At 65.8% G+C, this 20,992-nt stretch carries 19 protein-coding genes; 4 read left to right on the top strand and 15 right to left on the bottom strand.

Annotation, left to right across the window (positions count from 1 at the left end):
* The first annotated feature begins 151 nt into the window (after positions 1-151).
* Both Q8O96_RS29235 and Q8O96_RS29230 read left to right on the top strand, forming a co-directional pair.
* Positions 152-1,282 (top strand): sugar diacid recognition domain-containing protein, encoded by a 1,131-nt coding sequence (locus Q8O96_RS29235; RefSeq protein WP_115580239.1) that lies wholly within the window; start codon positions 152-154, stop codon positions 1,280-1,282.
* A 417-nt stretch (positions 1,283-1,699) separates the two neighbouring features.
* The gene (locus Q8O96_RS29230; protein ID WP_305949945.1) at positions 1,700-2,842 is read left to right on the top strand and encodes a glycerate kinase; all 1,143 of its coding nucleotides are present in this window, start codon (positions 1,700-1,702) and stop codon (positions 2,840-2,842) included.
* A 474-nt stretch (positions 2,843-3,316) separates the two neighbouring features.
* On the opposite strand, the gene hpaI is transcribed toward Q8O96_RS29230, so the two are convergent.
* The 8 genes from hpaI to Q8O96_RS29190 form a co-directional block, all read right to left on the bottom strand.
* Positions 3,317-4,117, bottom strand: coding sequence for a 4-hydroxy-2-oxoheptanedioate aldolase (hpaI, locus tag Q8O96_RS29225; RefSeq protein WP_305949944.1), 801 nt, complete (start codon positions 4,115-4,117; stop codon positions 3,317-3,319).
* Between the two features lie 10 nt (positions 4,118-4,127).
* Positions 4,128-4,931, bottom strand: a complete 804-nt coding sequence (gene hpaH / locus Q8O96_RS29220; protein ID WP_102863279.1) for a 2-oxo-hept-4-ene-1,7-dioate hydratase — start codon at positions 4,929-4,931, stop codon at positions 4,128-4,130.
* Positions 4,932-4,933: 2 nt separating this feature from the next.
* A complete protein-coding gene (locus Q8O96_RS29215; protein WP_305949943.1) occupies positions 4,934-6,241 on the bottom strand; it encodes an MFS transporter in 1,308 nt (435 codons plus the stop codon).
* Positions 6,242-6,403: 162 nt separating this feature from the next.
* A complete protein-coding gene (locus Q8O96_RS29210; protein ID WP_060839584.1) occupies positions 6,404-6,793 on the bottom strand; it encodes a 5-carboxymethyl-2-hydroxymuconate Delta-isomerase in 390 nt (129 codons plus the stop codon).
* 135 nt (positions 6,794-6,928) lie between these two features.
* A complete protein-coding gene (gene hpaD / locus Q8O96_RS29205) occupies positions 6,929-7,780 on the bottom strand; it encodes a 3,4-dihydroxyphenylacetate 2,3-dioxygenase (RefSeq protein ID WP_305949942.1) in 852 nt (283 codons plus the stop codon).
* 54 nt (positions 7,781-7,834) lie between these two features.
* A complete protein-coding gene (gene hpaE / locus Q8O96_RS29200; protein ID WP_305949941.1) occupies positions 7,835-9,295 on the bottom strand; it encodes a 5-carboxymethyl-2-hydroxymuconate semialdehyde dehydrogenase in 1,461 nt (486 codons plus the stop codon).
* Positions 9,296-10,096: a fumarylacetoacetate hydrolase family protein gene (locus tag Q8O96_RS29195; RefSeq protein WP_207165985.1), complete on the bottom strand. Its 801-nt coding sequence runs from the start codon at positions 10,094-10,096 to the stop codon at positions 9,296-9,298. It abuts the gene before it with no gap.
* Between the two features lie 9 nt (positions 10,097-10,105).
* The gene (locus Q8O96_RS29190) at positions 10,106-10,765 is read right to left on the bottom strand and encodes a fumarylacetoacetate hydrolase family protein (RefSeq protein WP_305949940.1); all 660 of its coding nucleotides are present in this window, start codon (positions 10,763-10,765) and stop codon (positions 10,106-10,108) included.
* 208 nt (positions 10,766-10,973) lie between these two features.
* On the opposite strand from Q8O96_RS29190, the gene hpaA reads away from it, so the two are divergent.
* Positions 10,974-11,906 carry a 4-hydroxyphenylacetate catabolism regulatory protein HpaA gene (gene hpaA, locus Q8O96_RS29185; RefSeq protein WP_305949939.1) on the top strand — a complete coding sequence of 311 codons (933 nt, stop codon included), beginning with the start codon at positions 10,974-10,976 and terminating at the stop codon, positions 11,904-11,906.
* An 8-nt stretch (positions 11,907-11,914) separates the two neighbouring features.
* On the opposite strand, the gene Q8O96_RS29180 is transcribed toward hpaA, so the two are convergent.
* The 5 genes from Q8O96_RS29180 to Q8O96_RS29160 are packed head-to-tail and all read right to left on the bottom strand — an operon-like array spanning position 11,915 to position 17,859.
* Complete coding sequence (locus Q8O96_RS29180; RefSeq protein ID WP_305949938.1) at positions 11,915-13,576, bottom strand: GMC family oxidoreductase; 1,662 nt, start codon at positions 13,574-13,576, stop codon at positions 11,915-11,917.
* 35 nt (positions 13,577-13,611) lie between these two features.
* On the bottom strand, positions 13,612-14,913 hold the full coding sequence (locus Q8O96_RS29175) for a carbohydrate porin (protein ID WP_305949937.1): 1,302 nt from the start codon (positions 14,911-14,913) through the stop codon (positions 13,612-13,614).
* A 51-nt stretch (positions 14,914-14,964) separates the two neighbouring features.
* Entirely contained in the window at positions 14,965-16,029 is a 1,065-nt protein-coding gene (locus Q8O96_RS29170) for a 2,3-butanediol dehydrogenase (protein WP_305949936.1), read from the bottom strand.
* Positions 16,026-17,291, bottom strand: coding sequence for an MFS transporter (locus tag Q8O96_RS29165; protein WP_305949935.1), 1,266 nt, complete (start codon positions 17,289-17,291; stop codon positions 16,026-16,028). Before Q8O96_RS29165 ends, Q8O96_RS29170 begins: the two co-directional genes overlap by 4 nt.
* A 34-nt stretch (positions 17,292-17,325) precedes the next feature.
* On the bottom strand, positions 17,326-17,859 hold the full coding sequence (locus tag Q8O96_RS29160; protein ID WP_060839573.1) for a 2,4'-dihydroxyacetophenone dioxygenase family protein: 534 nt from the start codon (positions 17,857-17,859) through the stop codon (positions 17,326-17,328).
* 310 nt (positions 17,860-18,169) lie between these two features.
* Here Q8O96_RS29160 and Q8O96_RS29155 point away from each other — a divergent pair, with 310 nt between their 5' ends.
* Complete coding sequence (locus Q8O96_RS29155) at positions 18,170-19,138, top strand: helix-turn-helix domain-containing protein (RefSeq protein WP_102863292.1); 969 nt, start codon at positions 18,170-18,172, stop codon at positions 19,136-19,138.
* A gap of 22 nt (positions 19,139-19,160) precedes the next feature.
* On the opposite strand, the gene Q8O96_RS29150 is transcribed toward Q8O96_RS29155, so the two are convergent.
* Together Q8O96_RS29150 and Q8O96_RS29145 are read right to left on the bottom strand one after the other, a co-directional pair.
* The gene (locus tag Q8O96_RS29150; protein ID WP_115580226.1) at positions 19,161-19,421 is read right to left on the bottom strand and encodes a hypothetical protein; all 261 of its coding nucleotides are present in this window, start codon (positions 19,419-19,421) and stop codon (positions 19,161-19,163) included.
* 406 nt (positions 19,422-19,827) lie between these two features.
* Entirely contained in the window at positions 19,828-20,949 is a 1,122-nt protein-coding gene (locus Q8O96_RS29145) for a class II histone deacetylase (RefSeq protein ID WP_305949934.1), read from the bottom strand.
* Between the last annotated feature and the right edge of the window lie 43 nt (positions 20,950-20,992).

Below are 20,992 nucleotides of genomic sequence, written 5' to 3'. Positions count from 1 at the left end.
TGTCTCTCTTTATTATGATTTTTTGCGGTGCAAGGGTAACGTTGACCGCCCCGAGAGTCTCAGTCACACCGAGGTCGCTGTCTTTGTGCCGGCGCACAGCGATTGGCCGCCGACCCTGTGCCACTGAACAACGTCCAAGGACCTTCCCTCTATGTTCGAACTCGATCATGACCTGGCACAGGACATCGTCGACCGCACGATGGCCATCCTGCCCTACAACGTCAACGTCATGGACAGCCAGGGTCTGATCCTGGGCAGTGGCGAGCCGGAGCGCATCAACACCCGCCACGAAGGCGCGCAACTGGTGCTGGCCAACGGCCGGGTGGTGGAGATCGACGAGCCCACCGCGCGCCAGCTCAAGGGGGTGCAGCCGGGGATCAACCTGCCGTTGCTGCACGACCAGCGGCTAATCGGCGTGCTGGGCATCACCGGCGATCCGGCGTTGCTGCGCACCTACGCCGAACTGGTGCGCATGACCGCCGAGATGCTGGTGAGCCAGCGCCACCAACAGGCCGAACAGCAATGGCGGCGCCAGCGTTGTGACGATCTGCTGGCCCTGCTGTTGAGCGACAGCGGCGACTCGCCACGGCTGGTGGATGAAGCTCGGCAGATGGGCCTCAAACCGCAATTGGCGCGCACCCCTTACCTGTTCGAACTGGCACCGGAGCAGCCCGTGGGGCAGGGTGTCGAGACCCTCAGCACCTGGCTGATGAGCCGCTACCCGGACAGCTGGTGCGTCAGTTCGTCAAAGACCTCCCTGCTCTGGTGTCGCCCGGCGAACTTCAGCCTGGACAACCCGCGCCTGCTGGAAAAACTCGACGGCCAGGGCTGGAACATCCTGCGGGTTGCCGTGGGCGGGCAGGCCGATGGCCTGGCCGGATTGCGCCGTTGCTATCGTCGGGTCGGCGACCTGCTGGCCTACGGCCGCGACCTGCTGCCGGACTCGCGCCTGCTGACCCTCAACCGCTACCGTCTGCCGGTGATGCTCTGGCGCCACCGCAACGACGACGCCCTGGACGAGTTGCTGACCCCGTTGCGCAAGGTGCTGGCCAAGGACAGCAACGGCCAGTTGCTGGCGACCTTGCGCAGCTGGTGCGACCACGATGGCCAGAGCCAGGCCTGCGCCGACGCCCTGGGCATCCACCGCAACAGCCTGCGCTACCGCATGGAGCGGATTGCAGAACTCAGCGGCGTCGACCCCTTGCGCCTGGACGGCATGCTGGCCCTGTACCTGGGGGTGCAATTGCTGCCCCCCAACACGGCTCAACACAATCCCCTGTAGCCGCTGCCGAGCTCCAGCGAGGCTGCGCAAAGGCCCGCAGGGCCTTGCTTGGCAATCTCCCGTCAAACCTGCATCGCCTTCAAGCCCCTCGCGAGCGCTCCGCGCCCGTTCGCAGCCTGCGGCAGCGGCTACAGAGTCCAGGAGGATTTAACTGGTGTAGCCGCTGCCGAGCCATGGCGAGGCTGCGCAAAGGCCCGCAGGGCCTTGCCTGGCAATTTCCCGTCAAACCTGCATCGCCTTCAAGCCCCTCGCGAGCGCTACGCGCCCGTTCGCAGCCTGCGGCAGCGGTTTCAACGCTAGGCGAGGCTGCGCCGTTGTAGCAATGAACAATAAAGCGCCCCCGGACTTGTGCAGCGGACCGGGGCCAGCGCCTGCGCCAAGTGGCAGCATGGCGGCACAAGAACCGGAGAACACCCCATGAAGATCATCATCGCCCCCGACTCGTTCAAGGACAGCCTGAGTGCCGCAGGCGTGGCCCAGGCCATTGCCCAGGGGCTGGCCGAGGTCTGGCCCGACGCCGAGCTACGTCAATGCCCGATGGCCGACGGCGGCGAGGGCACGGTGGAGTCGATTCTCGCCGCTTGTGACGGGCAGCTGCGCAGCCATCGGGTCCAGGGACCGCTGGGGACGCTGGTCGAAGCCCGTTGGGGCTGGCTGCCCCAGAGCCACACGGCAATCATTGAAATGGCCGAGGCCAGCGGCCTGCAATTACTGGCGCTGGACCAGCGCGATGCCTGCAACAGCAGCACCTTCGGTACAGGGGAACTGATCCTGGCCGCGCTGGAGGCCGGGGCCCAGCGCATCATCCTGGCCATCGGCGGCAGCGCCACCAACGACGGTGGCGCCGGTGCCCTGCAAGCCCTGGGTCTCAAATTGCTGGATCGCCAGGGTCAGGTACTGCCCCGGGGTGGTCTGGCCCTGGCTGATCTGGCCGGTATCGAGCTCGATGGCATGGACCCGCGTCTGGCCCAGGTACGTTTTGAAATCGCCGCCGACGTCAACAACCCGCTGTGTGGCGAGCACGGTGCCTCGGCGATCTTCGGCCCGCAGAAAGGTGCCTCGCCGCAACAGGTGCAAGCGCTGGACCGGGCCCTGGGGCACTTCGCCGACCTGTGTGCCCAGGTGTTGCCCAAGGACCTGCGTGACGAACCCGGCAGCGGCGCGGCGGGCGGCCTGGGGTTTGCCGCCAAGGCGTTCCTCGGCGCGCAATTTCGCCCGGGGGTGGAAGTGGTGGCGGAGCTGGTGGGCCTGGAACAGGCCGTGCGCGGTGCCGATCTGGTGATTACCGGTGAGGGCCGCTTTGACGCCCAGACCTTGCGCGGCAAGACCCCCTTTGGCGTAGCGCGCATTGCCCGGGAGCAGGGCGTTCCGGTGATCGTGATTGCCGGCACCCTGGGCGAGGGTTACCAGCAGATGTATGCCCACGGCGTGGATGCAGCCTTCGCCCTGACCAGCGGCCCTATGAGCCTGGAACAGGCCTGCCGCGAGGCCCCGCGCCTGCTGCGTGAACGCGCCGCCGACATCGCCCGCGTCTGGCGCCTGGCCCGCAACGCCCGCTAGAGACTCGCTGGAGCTGGCTGGCCAGCGAAGTTCGTTAACCTGTGCGGGTGGTGGGCATATTCGTTGCTGCGGTAATGGCCGCTCAGGGTTTCGCTCTCACAGTGGCGGTTTGGGGTACATATCCATTTCCGCGGGTGCGGCGGCTGGCGGTTTCGCCCTTACGGCGAGTCACTTTGGGGCCCCAAAGTAACCAAAGGGCTTTGCCCCTCCACTCGGTGCCTCGCATAGCTCGGCATGCCCGAACTCCGGCATTGATCCGTGGGCCGCCGCCACCGGCCATCCATGGCCGGGTGGCGGCTAACCCGGCATCCTTGCCGGGTTACCCACGGCTCAATGCCTGCGTTCGGCCATCGTGGTTAACGGGGCGTTCAGATCAAGATCAAGATCAAGAGCCAGACGGCGGCCTTGCGGCCGGCCTGAAGCAGGGGGGCAGTGAGCTGGCTGGCCAGCGAAGAGGCTGCCAGCCAACGTTCGTCAGTAAACCCCGCCTTCGCTCGTGGGGGCGTCCAGGTTCTTGTACTGGCCGACCAGGTTCTGCAAGCCCTTCATCAACACCGTGGTATCCACCCCCACGGCCACGAAGTTGGCCCCCAGTTCGATGCAGCGCCGGGCCAGACGCTGATCGGCACTGAGAATCCCCGCGGCCTTGCCCGCCTGACGAATCCGCACGATGGCGTCTTCAATCGCGGCCACCACCTCGGGGTGCCCGGGGTTACCCCGCTGGCCCATGGCCGCCGACAGATCCGCCGGGCCGATAAACACGCCGTCGACTCCGTCCACCGCGAGAATCTCATCCAGGTTGCGCAGGCCTTCGAGGTTCTCGATCTGCACCAGCAGGCACATCTGCTCGTCCGCCTGATCCAGGTAGCCGGCGATGCTGTTCCAGCGCGATGCCCGGGCCAGGGCGCTGCCGACCCCGCGCACCCCCAGCGGCGGATAGTGCATGGCGCGCACCAGCTGACGCGCCTGTTCGGCGCTTTCCACCATGGGAATCAGCAGGGTCTGGGCGCCGATGTCCAGCAGTTGCTTGATCAGCGCGGTATCGCCAATGGGCGGGCGGATGATGCCCTGGGCTGCGTAGGGCGCGATGGCCTGCAGCTGCGCCAGCAGGCTGCGCAGATCGTTGGGCGCGTGTTCGCCGTCCAGCACCAGCCAGTCGAAACCGGCGTTGGCCGCCAGCTCGGCGCAGTAGCCGTCGGCCAACCCCAGCCACAGGCCGATCTGTGGTTCGCTGTGTTGCAGGCGTTGTTTGAACAGGTTCAGAGGCATGTCCATGGCTGTCTCCTCAGACAAAGCGGCAGGCAATGCTGCCCAACTGATCGTAGTCCACGTGGAAGACATCCCCGGGACGGGCGGCCACCGGGCGCGTGAAGGAGCCGCCGAGAATGATCTGCCCGGCCTCCAGGCCGACGTCGTAGGCCGCCAGCTTGTTGGCCAGCCAGGCCACGCCCTTGGCCGGGTGGTTGAGTACCGCGGCAGACACCCCGGACTCCTCGATCACGCCATTGCGGTAGAGCACCGCCGGCACCTTGCGCAGGTCCACATCCCCTGGGCGCACGGCGCGGCCGCCCATTACCACCCCGGCGTTGGCGGCGTTGTCGGAAATGGTGTCGAACACCTTGCGCGTGGCCTGGGTCTGCGGGTCCACTTGCTGGATGCGCGCGTCGATGATCTCCAGGGCCGGGATCACCCAGTCGGTGGCGTCCAGCACATCGAACAGCGTGCAGTGGGGGCCTTTCAGGGGTTTGCCGAGGATGAACGCCAGCTCCACCTCGACCCGCGGCACGATAAAGCGCTGGAAGGGAATGTCCGTGCCTTCATCGAACAGCATGTCGTCCAGCAAGGCGCCGAAATCCGGCTCGGTGATGTTCGACGATACCTGCATCGCCCGGGACGTCAGGCCGATCTTGTGGCCCACCAGCTTGCGGCCGTCGCGGATCTTCTGCTCCACCCAGCTGCGCTGGATGGCGTAGGCATCCTCGATGCTGATGTCGGGGTATTGCAGGGACAACTGGCCGATCTGTTCGCGGCTGCGTTCGGCGGCATTGAGGCGCGCGGCGGCTTCTTGGATATCCGAAGGGCTGAGCATGGTTATTTCTCCCGAGGGTTGACGATATGGGCTGGCACCCGCAGCACCAGCCAGGCGCCCAGGGCGATCAGCAGGGCCAGGGCATAGAGGGCGAGGCTGGCGCTTTGGGTGGCGTCGCGCACCACGCCGATCAGGTAGGGCGCGAGGAAGGCGGCCACACTGCCGAAGGAACTGATCAGGGCAATACCCGCGGCCTGGGTGCTGCTGGCGAGAAAGGCCGGCGGCAACTGCCAGAACATCGGCAGCGCGGCGCTGGCGCCCATGCCCGCCACCAACAGGCCGAACATCACCAGCCACGGGTCGCCCGGGGCCAGCCCGGTGAGAGTCAGGCCGAGGCTGGACATCAATAGCGGTATCGCCAAATGCCAGCGGCGCTCGCGCAGGCGGTCCGAAGAACGGCCAACGCCGAGCATGAACAGGCAACCGGCCAGATAGGGCAGGGCGCTGAGCAGGCCGACGTTGCTGTCCCGGGCGATGCCGGCGTGGTGGATCAGGGTCGGCATCCAGAAGGCGATGGTGTTCACCGCCAGCATCACCGCGAAGTAGATGCACACCAGCAGCCAGACATGGCGCTCCGTGAGGATGTCGCTGAAGCGGTTGATGGACTTGCGCTGTTCTTCCTGTTGCAGCGCCTGCAACAGCTGGGCTTTCTGCGCCGGGGTCAGCCAGTTCACCTGCTCGATGCTTTCCGGCAGGGCCTTGAGCACCACTAGACCCAGCAACACCACGGGCAAGCCTTCGATGAGGAACATCCATTGCCAGCCGCGTAGGCCGCCGAAGTCGTGGAAGCTTTCCAGAATCCACCCCGACAAGGGCCCGCCAATCACTCCGGCCATGGGCACGGCGATGGCGAACAGCGCGGTGACCTGACCGCGGCGACTGGCCGGGAACCAGCGGTTGAGCAGCACCAGGATGCCGGGGAAGAAACCCGCCTCGGCGACCCCCAGCAGAAAGCGCAGCACATAGAAGCCCCAGGCGCTCTCCACCAGCATCAGGGCACTGGACAGCAGGCCCCAGACCAGCATCAGCAAGGCGATCCAGCGCCGTGGTCCGACCCGCTCCAGGGCCAGGTTGCTGGGCACCCCGAACAGCGCATAGGCCACGAAGAACAGCCCGGCGCCGAGGCCGTAGACGCTGTCGCTGAAGCCCAGGTCCTGGGTCATCTGCAACTTGGCGAAGCCGATATTGATACGGTCCAGGTGGGCGAAGATGTAGCAGACGAACAACAGCGGCATCAGCCGCCAGGTGATCTTGCGATAGCAGTCGTTGACCTCGGCCACAGGAGCCTCGGCGATTGCGGGATGGGACATGGGGAGATCTCGTTATTGTTCTTGTGTGGGTCGGCTTGCCAGCGAAGTCTGCCTCGGGGCTGGCGCCTGGCTTGCGGGCCTGTTCGCTGGCAAGCCAGCTCCTACGGGTGGCATGGGCGTTGTGCAGGAGCCGGCTTGCCGGCGAAAGGGCCGGCACAATGCTCAGGCCTGTCCGCGCAGGAACTCATGCACGTTGTTGTGCTTGAAGTTCAGCTCGGCCTCCAGCTCGCTCATCTCGAACGACAGGGCCAGCAGGCGCTGCGCCTGCAGCTCGGCGAAGTGCGCCTTGATGATCTCGAACAGCCCCTCGGCCACTTGGCGCCGGGTGGCCAGGTCACGACCGGCACCCACTTGCAGGCGCATATGGACAAAGGCGTAGTCGTGCTTGCCATCGGCCATGCGCCAGGTGTCCAGGCGTACCCCGCGGCTGCGAATGCCCCCAAGGGGAAACACGCCCGTGGCGCCCAGGTAGTCATGAACCTTGGTGAACAGCCCTGGCAGATCGGCGGCCTGTTCGATGTTGTCGGTGTACTCAGCGATGAAATGCGGCACGGGAAGCCTCCTTGGGAGGCAGCGGCAAGCGTCAAGCTGCAAGCCACAAGAGCGGACTCCTGTGACTTGAGGCTGGTGGCTTGGCACTGCGTTCGATTGTGTCTTGCAGCGAGTGGCTGGAACTTGCCGCTGCTTCTAGAAGATGGCGTTGATCTGGCCGGTGCCGGAGCTGCCGAACAGCGGCGTGACGATCTCCGCCGGGCGGTTGTGTTCAGGCCCGCCCAACAGCCCCAGGAGCATTGCCGTGTCGTGCATGCCGCCTTCGCCATGGCAACTGGTGGCGTAGTCCGGGAGCATGGCGCAGAACTCGCGAAAGCGACCCTGCTGCCACAGCTCCACCACCCGCTGGTCCACCTGCTTGTCGAATTCCCGGGTCCAGTTGTGGATGTTGGCCTCGGCTTCGCGGTCGTTGGAAAAACGGTGGGACAGCGAGCCTGACGCCAGCACCAGGACCTTGCGCTCGCTCTTTTCAATCGCCCGGCGCACCGCGGCGCCGAAGGTGAAGCTGTCCTCCAGCTTGTGCCAGGCGCACCAGGCGGCGATGGACACCACCTTGAAATGCTCGGCGGCGGGCACGTCCATGTGCATGTAGCGCATGGGCACCAGGGTGCCGTACTCCAGCTCCAGGCTGGGGATGTTGTGGGCCAGGGTGCGCACGTCGGCGGCGTTGGCCTCGGCGGCGATCAGCTCCCCCAGCTCCGGGCAGCCCTGGTAGTCGTAGGTCATGTTCTTGATGAAGTGCGGCAGCTCGTTGCTGGTGTAGGTGCCGTTGAAGGCTTCACCACAGTTGATGTGGTAACCGCTGTTGACCAGCCAGTGCACATCGAACACCACCGCGGTGTCGGCCCCCAGCGCCCGGGCGCGGCGAGCAATTTCCTTGTGCCCGGCAATGGCCGCCTCACGGCAGCCGTGGTGCTTGCCCGGCAGTTCGGACAGGTACATCGATGGAACGTGGCAGACCTTGGCGGCCATGACGACTTCGCCCATGGTGCTTCTCCTGAAACATCTTCTTGTTGGCGTGATCCGGGACGGTTGTAAACCTTACACGCCCCAGCGCGGGATGTGATGGCTGCCCATGGAGAGGCAGACGTTCTTGATCTCGGCAAACACTTCGAAGCTGTATTCGCCGCCTTCGCGGCCGGTGCCCGAGCCCTTGACGCCACCGAAGGGCTGGCGCAGGTCGCGGACGTTCTGGCTGTTGATGAACACCATGCCGGCCTCGACGCCCCGGGCCAGGCGATGGGCCTTGCCGATGTCCTGGGTCCAGATGTAGGAGGCCAGGCCGTACTCGGTGTCGTTGGCCAGCTGCAGGGCCTGGGCTTCGTCCTTGAACGGGATCAGGCACACCACCGGGCCGAAGATCTCTTCCTGGGCGATGCGCATCCGGTTGTCCACGTCGGCGAACACCGTAGGCTGGATGAACTGCCCGCGAGCCAGGTGTGCCGGCAGGTTGGCCGGACGTTCCAGGCCGCCGGCCAGCAGGGTCGCGCCTTCTTCCAGGCCGATGCGGATGTAGCCGGTGACCTTGTCGTAGTGGGCCTGGGTGATCATCGAGCCGACCTGGGTCTTGGGATCCTGCGGGTCACCGACGATCAGGCGCTTGGCCCGGGCGGCGAACTCCTTGACGAACTGCGGGTAGACGCTTTCCTGGATGAAGATCCGGCTGCCGGCGGTGCAGCGTTCGCCGTTCAGGGAAAAGATGGTGAACAGCGCGGCGTCCAGGGCCCGCTCCAGGTCGGCGTCCTCGAAGATCAGCACCGGCGACTTGCCCCCCAGTTCCATGGAGTACTTCTTCAGGCCGGCGGTCTGCATGATCTTCCTGCCGGTGGCGGTGCCGCCGGTGAAGGAGATCGCCCGCACGTCCGGGTGGCGCACCAGGGCGTCGCCGGCGGTGGCGCCGTAGCCTTGGACGATGTTCAGCACCCCGGCGGGAATCCCGGCTTCCACCGCCAGCCGGCCCAGCTCGTTGGCAGTCAGCGGCGACAGTTCGCTCATCTTCAGCACTGCGGTGTTGCCCAGGGCCAGGCAGGGCGCGGTCTTCCAGGTGGCGGTCATGAACGGCACGTTCCATGGCGACACCAGGGCGCACACGCCCACCGGCTGGTACAGGGTGTAGTTGAGCATCTGGTCGTCCACCGGATAGCTGTGGCCATCCATGCGGGTGCAGACCTCGGCGAAGAAGTCGAAGTTGTGCGAGGCCCGGGGAATCAGCACGTTGCGGGTCTGGTGGATCGGCAGGCCGGTGTCCAGGGTTTCCAGCTCCGCCAGGTGCGGCACGTTCTCCTCGATCAGGGCGCCCAGGCGGCGCATCAGTCGCGCGCGCTCCTTGGCCGGGGTATTGGCCCATTTCGGAAAGGCATCCTTGGCCGCCGCTACCGCCTGGGCGATCTCCTCGGCGCCGCCGCTGGCCACCTCGCCAATGGCTTCGCCGGTGGCGGGGTTGTAGTTGGTGAAGACTTCACGGCTTTCGACTTCGCGGCCGTTGATCCAGTGCTTGATCATTTATGCGTGCTCCTTGGCCACGGCGGTGGGCTCTGGGTGGGCGTGATGGGCGAAGAATTCGCTTTCGCTGACGATACGGTTGACCAGCCGGCCAATGCCTTCGATCTCCACCACCACCTCATCGCCGGGCACCACGTCGGATAGGCCTTCGGGGGTGCCGGTGGCGATCATGTCCCCCGGTTGCAGGGTCATGAAGCTGGACAGGTATTCGATCAGGTAGGGGATGTCGAAGATCATGTCGGCGGTGCTGCCTTGCTGGCGCAGTTCGCCGTTGACCCAGGTGCGCAGGGTCAGCTGGTTGGGCTCGGGCACCTCGGCGGCGTCGATGATCCACGGACCCACCGGCGTGGTGGCGTCGCGGTTCTTCACCCGCAGGTTGGGCCGGTAGTAGTTCTCCAGGTAATCGCGGATCGCGTAGTCGTTGCACAGGGTGTAGCCGGCCAGGTAGTCCAGGGCGTCCTCGCGCTTGACGTTGCGCGCGGTCTTGCCGATCACCGCCACCAGCTCGCACTCGTAGTGCATGTAGGCGACGTTGTCCGGGCGCCAGGTCACCTGGTTGTGGCCGGTGTAGGTGCCCGGCGACTTGATGAACACCAGGGGCTCGGTGGGCGGCTTGAAGGCCAGCTCGGCGGCGTGGTCGGCGTAGTTCAGGCCCAGGGCGAACAGGGTGCCGGTGGCCGGTGGCAGCCACTGCACCTGGTCTTCGGCCAGGACCCGGCCGTCCTCCAGTTGCAGGGTGTTGGGGCCGGTGACCCGAGCGTCGTGGACCTGGCCCTGATAGCGGATGCGCGCGTGTTTCATGTCGGTTCCTTATTCGGCAACGATGCGATTGGCCAGACGGCCCAGGCCGCTGATCTGTACTTCGACCCGGTCGCCGGGCCGCACATCGACCCGGCCCTCGGGGGTGCCGGTGATCAGCACGTCTCCGGCATGCAGGGTCATGAATTCGCTGATCTCGGCAATCAGCTGGGGGATGTTGCGCACCAGGTTGGCGGTGCTGTTGTGCTGCACCCGCTCGCCGTTGACGAACAGCTCCAGGCTCAGGTCGTGGGGATCGCTGATCTGGGCGGCCGGCACCAGCTGCGGGCCGATGGCGCAGAAGCCGTCACGGCATTTGGCCTTGACTGCCGGGCGGTAGTAGCTGTCTTCCGGCAGGCTGAACTCGTTGACGATGGTGTAGCCGGCCACATGCTCCAGGGCGTTTTCCAGGCGCACCCGGCTGGCACGCTTGCCGATCACCACCCCCAGGGCCGGGCCCGGTTGCAGGCGTTCGACGTCCTTGGGAAACACCACCGGTGCTTCATGGCTGTTGCGGGTGTTGGGGGTCTTGATGAACAGCACCGGCTTCACCGGAGGCTTCTGGTAGGGCGGCTGGGTGAAGCTTTGCAGATGGCTCTGCAGCAAGCCCTGGTAGTTCAGCGCAACGCCGAACAGGGTGCCGCCGGCGTGATCGTTCAGTGCACGGCTCATCGAGCGTCTCCTGGTTCCTGGTGTGGGGCCCCGCAGTGGCGCTTGCCGCTGGCGGGGTGAATTCGTTAATGTATTAACGTTATATTTAATATGTTAATGATCGTCAAGCGCCAGCCTGAACGATTGCGTCTTGCCCTGGCGGGCCAGCCGCGAATCGCGCAGGATGCCAACGCTCTGCGTGCTGAAAAATAAAAAACAGAAGGGTGCCATGAACCCACGTCAACCCATTCCCAACATCAACATCGGCCAGGTCTACGATCAGCGCTACGCCGATGCCCAGGTGCATTACGACAAACTGAGCAACCTCGCCGGCTTCTTCGGGCGCAACATGCCGGTGCACCGCCACGACCGTTTTTTCCAGGTGCATTACGTGCAAAGCGGCGCGGTGCGGGTCTACCTCGACGACCAGCAATACCTGGAGTCGGGACCGATGTTCTTCCTCACTCCGCCGACCATTCCCCATGCCTTTGTCACCGAGGCCGACAGCGAGGGCCACGTGCTCACCGTGCGCCAGCAGTTGGTGTGGGAGCTGATCGGCGCCGATCCGACGCTGGCCCCCGCGCCGCTGGTGCCACCGGCCTGCGTGGCCCTGGCGCGGCTGGGGCCGCAGTTCGCCGGCGAGGTGCGGCGCCTGGAGTGCCTGTTCCATGAGTTGCAGCAGGAAATCGCCGGGCAGGACGCGGGGCGCGAGCTGGCCCTGGAGGCCCTGACCCGGCTGCTGATGATCAGCCTGCTCAGGCTGTCGGCCAACTCCCTCAAGGCCCGTCCGGCGCGCCACGAAGACCTGCAGATCTTTCACCGCTTCAACGAGCTGATCGAGGCCCGCTACCTGGAGCACTGGCCCCTGGCGCGCTACGCCAGCGCCCTGGGGGTCACCGAAGCGCGGCTCAACGATGTCTGCCGACGCATCGCCGACCTGCCGTCCAAGCGCCTGGTGTACGAACGCCTGATGCAGGAGTCCAAGCGCCTGCTGCTGTTCACCGGCAGCTCGATCAACGAGATCTGCTACCAGCTGGGCTTCAAGGACCCGGCCTATTTCAGCCGGTTTTTCCAGCGCTACGCCAAGACCGCGCCGGGGGAGTACCGGGCGCGCCAGGGGCAGACCAGCCCGCCTGCGGCCGAGACGCCGAAGCGCCCCTGAGCCCCGGCTCAAGTGCATGTTGCGCCTTGAGGCATGCTGCGCGGTTGCGCTGGTGCCGTACCCAGCAATAGGTCCGCGGCCTTTTCGCCGATCATGATCGCTGCCGCGTTGGTGTTGCCGGTGATCAGGCTCGGCATGATCGAGGCGTCCGCCACCCGCAGCCCCTGGAGGCCGTGGACCCGCAGTTGGTCGTCCACCACTGCCAACTCGTCGTGGCCCATCTTGCAGCTGCCCACCGGGTGGAACACAGTGCCCAGGTGCTGACGAATCCACTGCTCGATCTGCTCCTGGCTCTGTACCTGCGGGCCGGGCAGCAGTTCGCCCTTGAGGCGCCGGGAGAAGGCCCGGGTCGCAGCCAGCTGGCGCACCAGGCGCAAGCCGGCCACCAGTTTGCGCAAGTCCTCCGGGTGGCTGAGAAAGTTGGCCTCGATCAGCGGTTTGTCGTGGGGATCGGCGGAGTTCAGGCGCACCCGACCTCGGCTTTGCGGGTGCATCACCGCCACATGCAGGCTGATGCCATGGCCCACGGGAATCAGGCGCCGGGGCTGGTTCTTCAGGGCCGGGGCGACGATCAGCCCCAGCTCCGGCACCGGGTCTTCGGGCGTAAGGCGCAGAAAGGCCCCGGACTCCACGGTGTTCGACGTCAGCGGGCCCTGGCGCCGGGTCAGGTATTGCCAGGGCGAACGGGCCAGGGGCAACAGGCCCTTGGGCGAAAGGCCGTAGCCCAGCTCCGGGTCGCTGCGGTACATCAGCACGATGTCCTGGTGGTCCTGCAGGTTCAGGCCGACCCCGGGCAACGGGTGGCGCGGCAGGATGCCGTGGGATTTCAGTTCCTCCGCCGGGCCGATGCCGGAGAGCAGCAGCAACTGCGGCGAGTTGATCGCCCCGGCGCACAGGATCACTTCCCGGCGCGCCTGCAATTGCCGGACCTCGCCGTTCTGGCTGATCTCCACGCCGCTGGCGCGAGTGCCTTGCAGCAGCACCCGGTGGGTCAGGGTGTTGCTCAGGACGGTCAGGTTCGGCCGCTGCAGGATCGGGTGCAGGAAGGCCCGGGCCGCGCTGCAACGCTCGCCGTTGACCTGGGTGACATGGAAGGGCCCGAAGCCTTCCTGTTCCGGGCCGTTGAAATCCGGGTTGTAGCGCCAGCCCAGCTCCGTGGCCGCCTCATAGAACACCTGGTTGACCGGGCTCGGGCTGCGCTGCTCGGCCACGTTGAGCTCGCCATGCTGGCCGTGCCAGGGCGAGTCGCCCGGTTCGAAATGCTCCGAACGCTTGAAGTAGGGCAGCAGCTCTTCGTGGCTCCAGCCCTGGTTGCCGGCGGCGGCCCAGCGGTCGAAGTCCTGGCGATGACCACGGATGTAGATCATGCCGTTGATGGCGCTGGAGCCGCCCCAGACCCGGCCGCGGGGGCAGGGGATCGGCACGTCGCCGCTGGCGGCCTGGGGGATGAATTGATGCATCCAGTTCCAGCGCGGGTTGGCGATCAGGCGGATGATCCCCGCCGGTGTGCGCACATAGGCCGCCGGCAGCAGGCTGCGGTCGCTGGGGCCAGCCTCGATCAGGCACACCTGAAGCTTGGGATCGGCGGACAACCGGTTGGCCAGCACGCAACCGGCGGAGCCGGCGCCGACCACGATGTAGTCGAAGGTTTGCGTGGTGTGTTCAGTCATGGGGATACCTCCTTGGGCAGTCACAGAAATCCATCTCACAGCCCCAGCAGCGAGCCGACGTCGAGGGTCACTTGCAGGCCGACGACAAAGCCGTTGCCGCTCAGCTCGCGGGCTTCGGGGTTGTAGAAATTGTCCGGGTTGATCAGGTACTGAACGCTGGGTTCCACCGCCAGTTGCCGGGTCAGGGCGATGTGGGCGTTGGCTTCCAGGGCATAGACATTGCGTTCGCCCAGGCGCGGGTCGCCGCCGTTGGCGGTCCGTGCCTGTTGCTGGAAGCGCAGTTGGTGATCGTTGAGGCGCAGGTAGCTGGCCTTGAGGTTGAGCTTGTCCCGGGGCCGGTCGAAGGGCGCCAGATAGGTCAGCCCGGCTTCGGCGAACTGGCTGAAGGGCTGTTTGTCGTCGGCCGCCGCCGACAACGAACCGAACAGCAGCAGGGCCTGGGGCGCGGTGCCGGTGCCGGCGTCGGCGCGCCATAGTGCCTGCTGGAACTTGAAGAAGGCGCCGCCGCTGCCGAATGCGGTGGCCCCGGTCAGCGGGTCCACCTGTTTGGCGGTGTTGTAGTAGCCGTTGAGCTCGTAGTGGGCGCTGTAGGCCTCTTGGTTCTGACGGCCGATGCCCAGCAGCAGGCTGGTGCCGCTGGCGTCGTCGGTGCTGAAATCCAGGCCCTTGCGCTCCTTCAGGTAGTCCACCGGGTTGGATTCGAAGGCGCCGCCGTGCACGTACCACTGGGGCGTCAGCCGGTACTTCAGGTAGCCGCCCCAACTGCCGTAGGGCGGCGGCAGGATGCCGGTGGAAGAGTCGATGATCGGGTCGTTGCAGGTGACGGTGCTTTCGCAGTTGTAGATATAGAAGTAGCGCCGCGCGTTGGTCCGTCCCAGGCTCAGGTCGACCCGGCCGTCGAACCAGGTCTGCTGGTAGGTCAGCAGGCTCAGCTGGTGGCTGGTGAGGTCGTTGTGGATCGGCGCGCCGCCAAAGTAGCTGCCGGCGGCGCCTTGCCAGTTGCGCGAGGTGGGTACGCCGGTCTGCTGGTCGAGGATGAACAGGGTCTGTTCGACGTGCAGCGCCGCGCCGTCGAGGCCGGCCAAGGTCCCCAGGTCGATATCGGCGCCGACGAACAGGTCGCCGCTGTTGCCGAAGCTGTGGGGCCGCGGGCCGGTGTCGAGGTTCTTCATCGCCAGGCTGAGAAACTGCACGTGGGGCGTAATGCCCTGGTCGGCCAGGTAGTCGCCCAGCCCGGACAGTGGCCCGCTGCGGGGCGCAGCCGGGGCATCGGCGAAGCCATCAAGGGGCAGCAGCAAGGCTGCCAACAGCGGGCACAGCGCATAGGAAGCATTCATGTCGGGTACTCGTTTCTTGTTGTTTTTGTCTTGAGTGTTGAAAGCGATGGGTCAGGCCTCGGCCAGGGCCGGCGTCGGGTTGATCAGCACCTTGATCTGACTCTTGTCGTGCAACAGCGCCTCGAAGCCCTGTTCCACCGCCTGCTCCAGGGCCAGGCAGCGGGTCACCAGCCGCGACAGGTCCAGGCGTCCGCTGGCCAGCAGCTCGATCAGTTCGGGGTACACATGGCGGTAGCCGACGCTGCTGAGCAGGCGCAGTTCGTGGTTCACCAGGTGGAAGGCGTCGACCTGCACTTGGCCCATCAGGCCCACCAGCACGGCCTCACCGCCCTTGCGCAGGCAGTGCAGGGCATGGCTCAGGGTCTGCTGGGTGCCGGCGGCCTCAAAGGCTGAGTCGAGGCCGCCGTCGCTCAGTTGCCGCAGGCGCTCCTGCAACTGTGGGTCGGCGCCGTCCAGGGCGGCGCTGGCGCCGAATTCCAGGGCCAGGCGCCGGCGCTCGGGGTCCAGGTCCACGGCGTAGATGCGCTCCACGCCCCGCAACCGTGCCAGCAGGATCAGCAGCAGGCCTATGGGGCCCAGACCGAACACCACGCAACTGTCGCCGGCCAGCAGGCTGCTCTGGTTCAGGGCGTGGTAGGCCACCGCCGCCGGCTCCAGCACGGCGGCCTGCTTGAAGCTGACACGCTCTGGCAGCCGGTGCAGCATGTAGGCGGGCACCAGGGCCTGCTCGGCAAAACCGCCGTCGCCCATCAGGCCGATAAAGCCCATGGACTCACAGAGGTTGTACTGGCCCATGCGGCAGTATTGGCATTCGCCGCAGCGATACTCCGGCTCCACGGCCACCCGTTGCCCCAGCAGGCTCGGATCGACACCGGGACCGAGGGCCACCACCTGACCGCAGAACTCATGGCCCAGGGTCAGTGGTGCCCGGCAGCCGGACAGCGGGTGGGCCGCGTGCTGGGGAATCGAGTGCGGCCCATCGGCGTACTCATGCAGGTCACTGCCGCAGATACCGCAGTAGGCCACCTGCAGCAGGACTTCCCCGGGGCCGGGCTGGCGCAGTTGCACCTGGCTCAGGCGCAGGTCCCGGGCGGCGTGCCAACGCAGTGCGTTCATGGCTGGTTTCCTTGCAGGACAGAGGAGGTGTGCTGGCGCTGTTGACGGGCCAGCACCGCCGGAGCGGTTTCCTTGAGAAACAGCGCCAGTACCGCTGCCAGCAAGGCGCCGCCACAGGACATCCACATGACGATGGACAGGCCGAAGCGGTCGGCGGCGAACCCGGCGAGGGTCGGGGCGACGAAGCCGCCCACCAGTTCACCGATGCCCATGATCAGGCCCAGGGCCGTGGCCATGACTTCACGGGGCACGGTTTCCGCCGGAATGGTGGCCATGAACAGGGTGAAGCAGCCCAGGCCGGTGTAGGTCAGCAGCATCAGCCCGCCGAGCATCCAGGGCGAAGACGCATAGAGCAGGGCCATGGGGCAGCAGGCGGCGATCAGCGAGAACAGCACCAGGGTCGGTCGCCGGCCGATGCGATCGGAGATCGCCGGCACGCCGAAGCCCCAGAGCACCCAGGCGCCGCCCAGGCAGCTCATCACCGTGCCCATGCTGGCCGGGCTGTAGTCGCGGACCTTGACCAGAAAGGTCGGGGTGAAGGAAATCAGAATGATGAACCAGGTCAGGAACACGCAGCTGATCAGGGTGCAGAGCACGATGTTGCGGCTTTTCAGCAAGGCCAGCCGATGTCCGCTGCCCTTGCTCGGTGCGGCGTTGGTTCGGGATTCGCTCCGTGGCGGGTCCGGGTGCACGTAGCGCCAGATCAGCAGGGCGATCAGCAGGCCGGGAACCAGCGAGAGGATGAAAGCGTGGCGCCAGCCATAGGCTTCGGCCAGGGCGATCAGCAGCGGCGGGCCGATCACCGCCCCCAGCAGCCCGGCCGCCGAGCCTTGCAGCAGGCCCATGTTCAGGCCCCGGCGCTGGGGCGATGAAGCCTCCACCATCAAGGATTGCGACAAGGGCAGGATCGGCCCTTCGGCCAGCCCCATGATGGCGCGAAACAACAGCAGGCTGAGGAAACCGGTGACCAGCCCGGAGAGGGCCGAGCACAGGGAAAACAGGATCACCGCGACAATCAGCAGCGGCTTGCGCACGCCACGGCGGTCCGACCAGGCGCCCACCAGGGCGCCGGACACCGCCCAGGCCAGGGCCAGCACCGACGACAGCATGCCCAGGTGGCGGTTGCTCAATTGCAGTTCGTCGGCCATGAACGGGAACAGGAAGGACAGCGCCAGACGATCGAAAAAGACAAAGCCGAAGGTCAGGAACAGCACCCCGAGCAAGGTGTTCTGGTAACTGGCCTTGTTGTTTTTATAAGCCATGGTGGTTCTCCAAAGGAGGTGTGAGCGGCGCAGGTCAGCGAAACAGGGTGTCGATATGGGCCGCGCCCAGGCCGATCTTTTCGTAGTGTTCGCGGCACAGGGCGATGTAGGAGTGCACGTCGAAATAACCGTCGGGCTCACCCTGTTGGTCGAGCCAGATCAAAGGGCCCTTGACGATGAAGAACACCCGCATCGGTTGCTCGTGCTCGTAGGCCACCAGGGTGTGGCCTTCGCCCGGGGTTTCGTAGACGAAGTCGCCGGCGCTGGCCGTCCATTCGTGCTCCAGGTAGCCCCACTTGCCGGACAGGGTGTAGGCGAAGACTTCGTGAGGGTGGTAGTGGCGGTTGACCAGCCCGGCGCTGCGGGCCATGAGGATGTCGCACCAGCGGTTCTCGCTGGGGGAAATCCACAGCGGTCGCGACGACACGGTTTCGGTGAAGGGCACGTACAGGCTCAGGTCGTCGCTGGCGGCATTCGGCAGGTAGACCTCGGGCTTGGCGTCGGGCTTGAAACAGTGGGCGATGGGCTGCAGGTCTTTCCAGAACTCACGGGTGGCGGCTTCAGGCATGGTCGACCTCGATTGTTGTGATAGGGGGGGGCGTCATGGGGATGACTGAGGCGACTTTAGGCCCACGGCTGGACGCCGGTTTGATTGAATCGGACCGATTTGTTGTCTGTTTCGGACGGGGATTTTTCCTACCGAAAATAGCGAGGTGACGAGGCGGTTCCGGCGAACGGCTCTCACTGCGTTTCAAGTTGACAGGCTATATGGTTCAGATGTTAATGAATGGCCGCAGCCCGCAGATCATGCGGCCCCAGGTGCCCGGACACAGCCTTGCCGTCCGGGGAATATCCAGCCGCCCATGAGAAGAACAACAATGTCTCCATGCGCCTTGCTCGAAACCCGGCACGCCAGCACCCAGGCGGTCGACCCGGATCACCGCCTGAGCTTCTGGGAGGACTACAACGCCAGCACCCTGGTGGGGCTCAAGTGCAACTCCTACGCCGACGACGGTTTCACCGCCCGCCAGGACAACCTGCAGTTGGGGGCCATGCGCCTGGCGCGCATCGTGGGCAATGAACACGTGGTGGAACGCGATACGTCGATGATCCGCGGTGTACCCAAGGATTCGATCTTCGTGTCCCTGGTCACCGGCAGCGGTTCGTTCTTCTATCAGGACGGCGCCTGTCAGGTGCTGGAACCTGGGGAGCTGGTGGTCTACCGCACCGACAAGCCTTACCTGTTCGGCTTCTGCGGGGCGATGCGCCAGTTCATTTTCGACATTCCCCAGGAGCAGTTTGCCGAGCGCTGCCTGAAGCGTTTCGACCGGACGCTGAAGATCAGCGTGCACAGCGCAGTTCAGCGCTTGCTGTTGCGCACCCTTGGCGAGCGCACCCGGACGTTTTTCCAGCAGCCGCTGTGTGGCGAGGCCGAGACCTACCAGGAACAGGCCTTCGAACTGCTGGCCAGCATCATCGCCGGGCAGGTTGGAGAACGGCCCATCAATGCCCTGAGTGCTTCCTACCTGCTGGCGGCCAAACAGTGCATTCATGAACAGTTGGGGGACCCGGCCCTGAGCTGCGAACGGGTCGCGGCCCAGACCGGCATTTCTACCCGGCACCTGGCCCGGCTGTTCGCCATGGAGAACACCGTGCCCAGCCGCTTCATCCTGGAAAAACGCCTGCAGCAGGCCCGCCAGCTGCTTTGCAGCAGCCAGGGGGCAAGCCTGGACATCAGTGAAATCGCCTACCGTCATGGCTTTGTCAGCCAGGCGCATTTTGCCCGGGCGTTCAAGGCCCGTTATCAGCAGACACCCAGTGAGGCCCGGGCCCTGGAGCCGTTATAGCCAGGGCATTGCCCGCGGTGCTTCAGTCCGCCGGTTCCGTCGGCGGCGTGCTCCCGGCGGACCCGTGCCCGGGTGGCGCAGCCTGTTCGGAACCGCGACGCAGTGCGGCCAGGCCGCAGCTGTGCAACAGATCGTCCAGCGCTTCCTTGGCGGTATCGGCTACGGTGGTTTCCCTTGGGCCGGGGGGAGGTTCGTGAAGTTGTGCCGCTTGCTGCAACAGGCGGGCGCGGGCCCTCTGCCAGAAGTAGATCTCGTCGAGGTATTGCTTGGTCTTGCGGTCCATGGACATCTCCTTTGTCTCAGCGGATAGGCAAGCCCCCGATCAGTGGGAAATCCCGGCAACCGGGGATAGCGGGCAAGCAGACGGACAGGCCCCGGCGCACGACACACCCGATCCCGAAGGCAAAGGCGCGTTGCTACGGCACGCGAGAGTTCTTCCTGGGGTGAACGGCGAAAAAAACGGACCCGTGGGTCAGGTTATTGAGGAGAGAATAGAAAACCTTTGGCCATCGTCAGGGCGAATGTGCCGGAGGGCTGCGCGAGGCAGCAGGCAGAGGAGCGGGGGGACGGGGCTCGGGCCGCGGGCATTGGCGTGGCGCAATAACGCGTGCGAGAGCTGATAAGGCAGGCAGTGGCTGATGTCCGGCGTCAGGCCGCTGAACATCAGCCCTGGGAGGGCGCCGGGCGGGTCAGCGAGCGGCGGTCGCTATGGCCACGGCCTGACGGTCCAGCAACTGGCGCTGAAAGGCCGTGAAGTCCTGCTTGGGCTGCTGCTGGCGCACGAACTCCAGCATCGGGTCCTGGACCGCGGTACGGATGCCCGACAGTGCTTCCAGGGTCGCCAGCCCGCAAAAAGGCACATAGGCCTCGGAGTAGCCGCCTTCGTGCACCAGTACCAGGCGTCCCCGGCACAGGCGTTCGGCAGCGTCGCGCAGGCACTGGGTCATCTCGCGGAAGGAGTCGCTGTGCAGCAGCATCCGCGCCAATGGGTCCACGGCGTTGGCGTCATAGCCGCAGGCGACGATGATCAGCTCGGGCTCGAAGCGTTCCAGGGCCGGCACCACGATGCGCTGCATGGCGTACAGGTAGGCATCATGGCCACCACCGGGCAGCAGCGGGATGTTGATGTTGCAGCCCAGCCCAGCGCCGCGGCCACGGTCGTGCTCACCGCCGTAACCCGGTGGAAAGCAGCCGTCCTGGTGCAGGGACAGGGTCAACACGTCGGCCCGCTCTTCGTAGATCGACTGGGTGCCGTTGCCGTGGTGCACGTCCCAGTCGATGACCGCTACCTTGCCCAGGCCATGGCGGACCTTGGCGGCCTCGATGGCAATGGCGATGTTGGCCAGGAAGCAGAAGCCCATGGCCTGGTCGCGGGTGCAGTGGTGTCCCGGTGGACGGGACAGCGAGTAGGCGTTGTCGGCTTCACCGCTGAGCACGGCGTCCACGGCGGCCAGGGCCAGCCCGGCGGACAGCTTGGCGATTTCATAGCTGCCGGGTCCCACAGGCGCCTCGTCGCCCAGTTGACCACCGCCGGCATCGCTCAAGGCCTTGAAACGTTGCAGGTAGGCGGCACTGTGGACCCGTAGCAGATCGTCCTCGGTGGCCGCAGGGGCACTGCGCAGATGCAACTGACGGGTCAGGCCGCAGACATCCATCAGGCTTTTCAGCCGGCGCTTGGTTTCCGGTGATTCAGCATGCCCCGCGGCAGACGGCGGCTGGACCCAGCCGCCTACCGGGAGCGTCAGGACGTGGGGGCTGCCGCTGTGCCACAGGCAGCGTTCATCGAAGAAAAAAGCCGTTCTACAGGTCATGGTGATATCCATTTTTCAAGGAAAGTGTTGTTCAAGGACGCGG

Origin of the sequence: Pseudomonas sp. LPH60 (assembly GCF_030718165.1) — a bacterium.
GTDB classification, from domain to species: Bacteria; Pseudomonadota; Gammaproteobacteria; order Pseudomonadales; family Pseudomonadaceae; genus Aquipseudomonas; species Aquipseudomonas danubii.
Note: the sequence above shows the minus strand (reverse complement) of the source record. Positions and strands in the feature narration are given on the sequence as shown.

Excerpts from the sequence above, each read along its gene's own strand:
- Q8O96_RS29235 (WP_115580239.1), top strand. The coding sequence starts at position 152 with ATGTTCGAACTCGATCATGACCTGGCACAGGACATCGTCGACCGCACG.
- Q8O96_RS29230 (WP_305949945.1), top strand. The coding sequence starts at position 1,700 with ATGAAGATCATCATCGCCCCCGACTCGTTCAAGGACAGCCTGAGTGCC.
- hpaI (WP_305949944.1), bottom strand. The coding sequence starts at position 4,117 with ATGGACATGCCTCTGAACCTGTTCAAACAACGCCTGCAACACAGCGAA.
- hpaH (WP_102863279.1), bottom strand. The coding sequence starts at position 4,931 with ATGCTCAGCCCTTCGGATATCCAAGAAGCCGCCGCGCGCCTCAATGCC.
- Q8O96_RS29215 (WP_305949943.1), bottom strand. The coding sequence starts at position 6,241 with ATGTCCCATCCCGCAATCGCCGAGGCTCCTGTGGCCGAGGTCAACGAC.
- hpaD (WP_305949942.1), bottom strand. The coding sequence starts at position 7,780 with ATGGGCGAAGTCGTCATGGCCGCCAAGGTCTGCCACGTTCCATCGATG.
- hpaE (WP_305949941.1), bottom strand. The coding sequence starts at position 9,295 with ATGATCAAGCACTGGATCAACGGCCGCGAAGTCGAAAGCCGTGAAGTC.
- Q8O96_RS29195 (WP_207165985.1), bottom strand. The coding sequence starts at position 10,096 with ATGAAACACGCGCGCATCCGCTATCAGGGCCAGGTCCACGACGCTCGG.
- Q8O96_RS29190 (WP_305949940.1), bottom strand. The coding sequence starts at position 10,765 with ATGAGCCGTGCACTGAACGATCACGCCGGCGGCACCCTGTTCGGCGTT.
- hpaA (WP_305949939.1), top strand. The coding sequence starts at position 10,974 with ATGAACCCACGTCAACCCATTCCCAACATCAACATCGGCCAGGTCTAC.
- Q8O96_RS29180 (WP_305949938.1), bottom strand. The coding sequence starts at position 13,576 with ATGACTGAACACACCACGCAAACCTTCGACTACATCGTGGTCGGCGCC.
- Q8O96_RS29175 (WP_305949937.1), bottom strand. The coding sequence starts at position 14,913 with ATGAATGCTTCCTATGCGCTGTGCCCGCTGTTGGCAGCCTTGCTGCTG.
- Q8O96_RS29170 (WP_305949936.1), bottom strand. The coding sequence starts at position 16,029 with ATGAACGCACTGCGTTGGCACGCCGCCCGGGACCTGCGCCTGAGCCAG.
- Q8O96_RS29165 (WP_305949935.1), bottom strand. The coding sequence starts at position 17,291 with ATGGCTTATAAAAACAACAAGGCCAGTTACCAGAACACCTTGCTCGGG.
- Q8O96_RS29160 (WP_060839573.1), bottom strand. The coding sequence starts at position 17,859 with ATGCCTGAAGCCGCCACCCGTGAGTTCTGGAAAGACCTGCAGCCCATC.
- Q8O96_RS29155 (WP_102863292.1), top strand. The coding sequence starts at position 18,170 with ATGTCTCCATGCGCCTTGCTCGAAACCCGGCACGCCAGCACCCAGGCG.
- Q8O96_RS29150 (WP_115580226.1), bottom strand. The coding sequence starts at position 19,421 with ATGGACCGCAAGACCAAGCAATACCTCGACGAGATCTACTTCTGGCAG.
- Q8O96_RS29145 (WP_305949934.1), bottom strand. The coding sequence starts at position 20,949 with ATGACCTGTAGAACGGCTTTTTTCTTCGATGAACGCTGCCTGTGGCAC.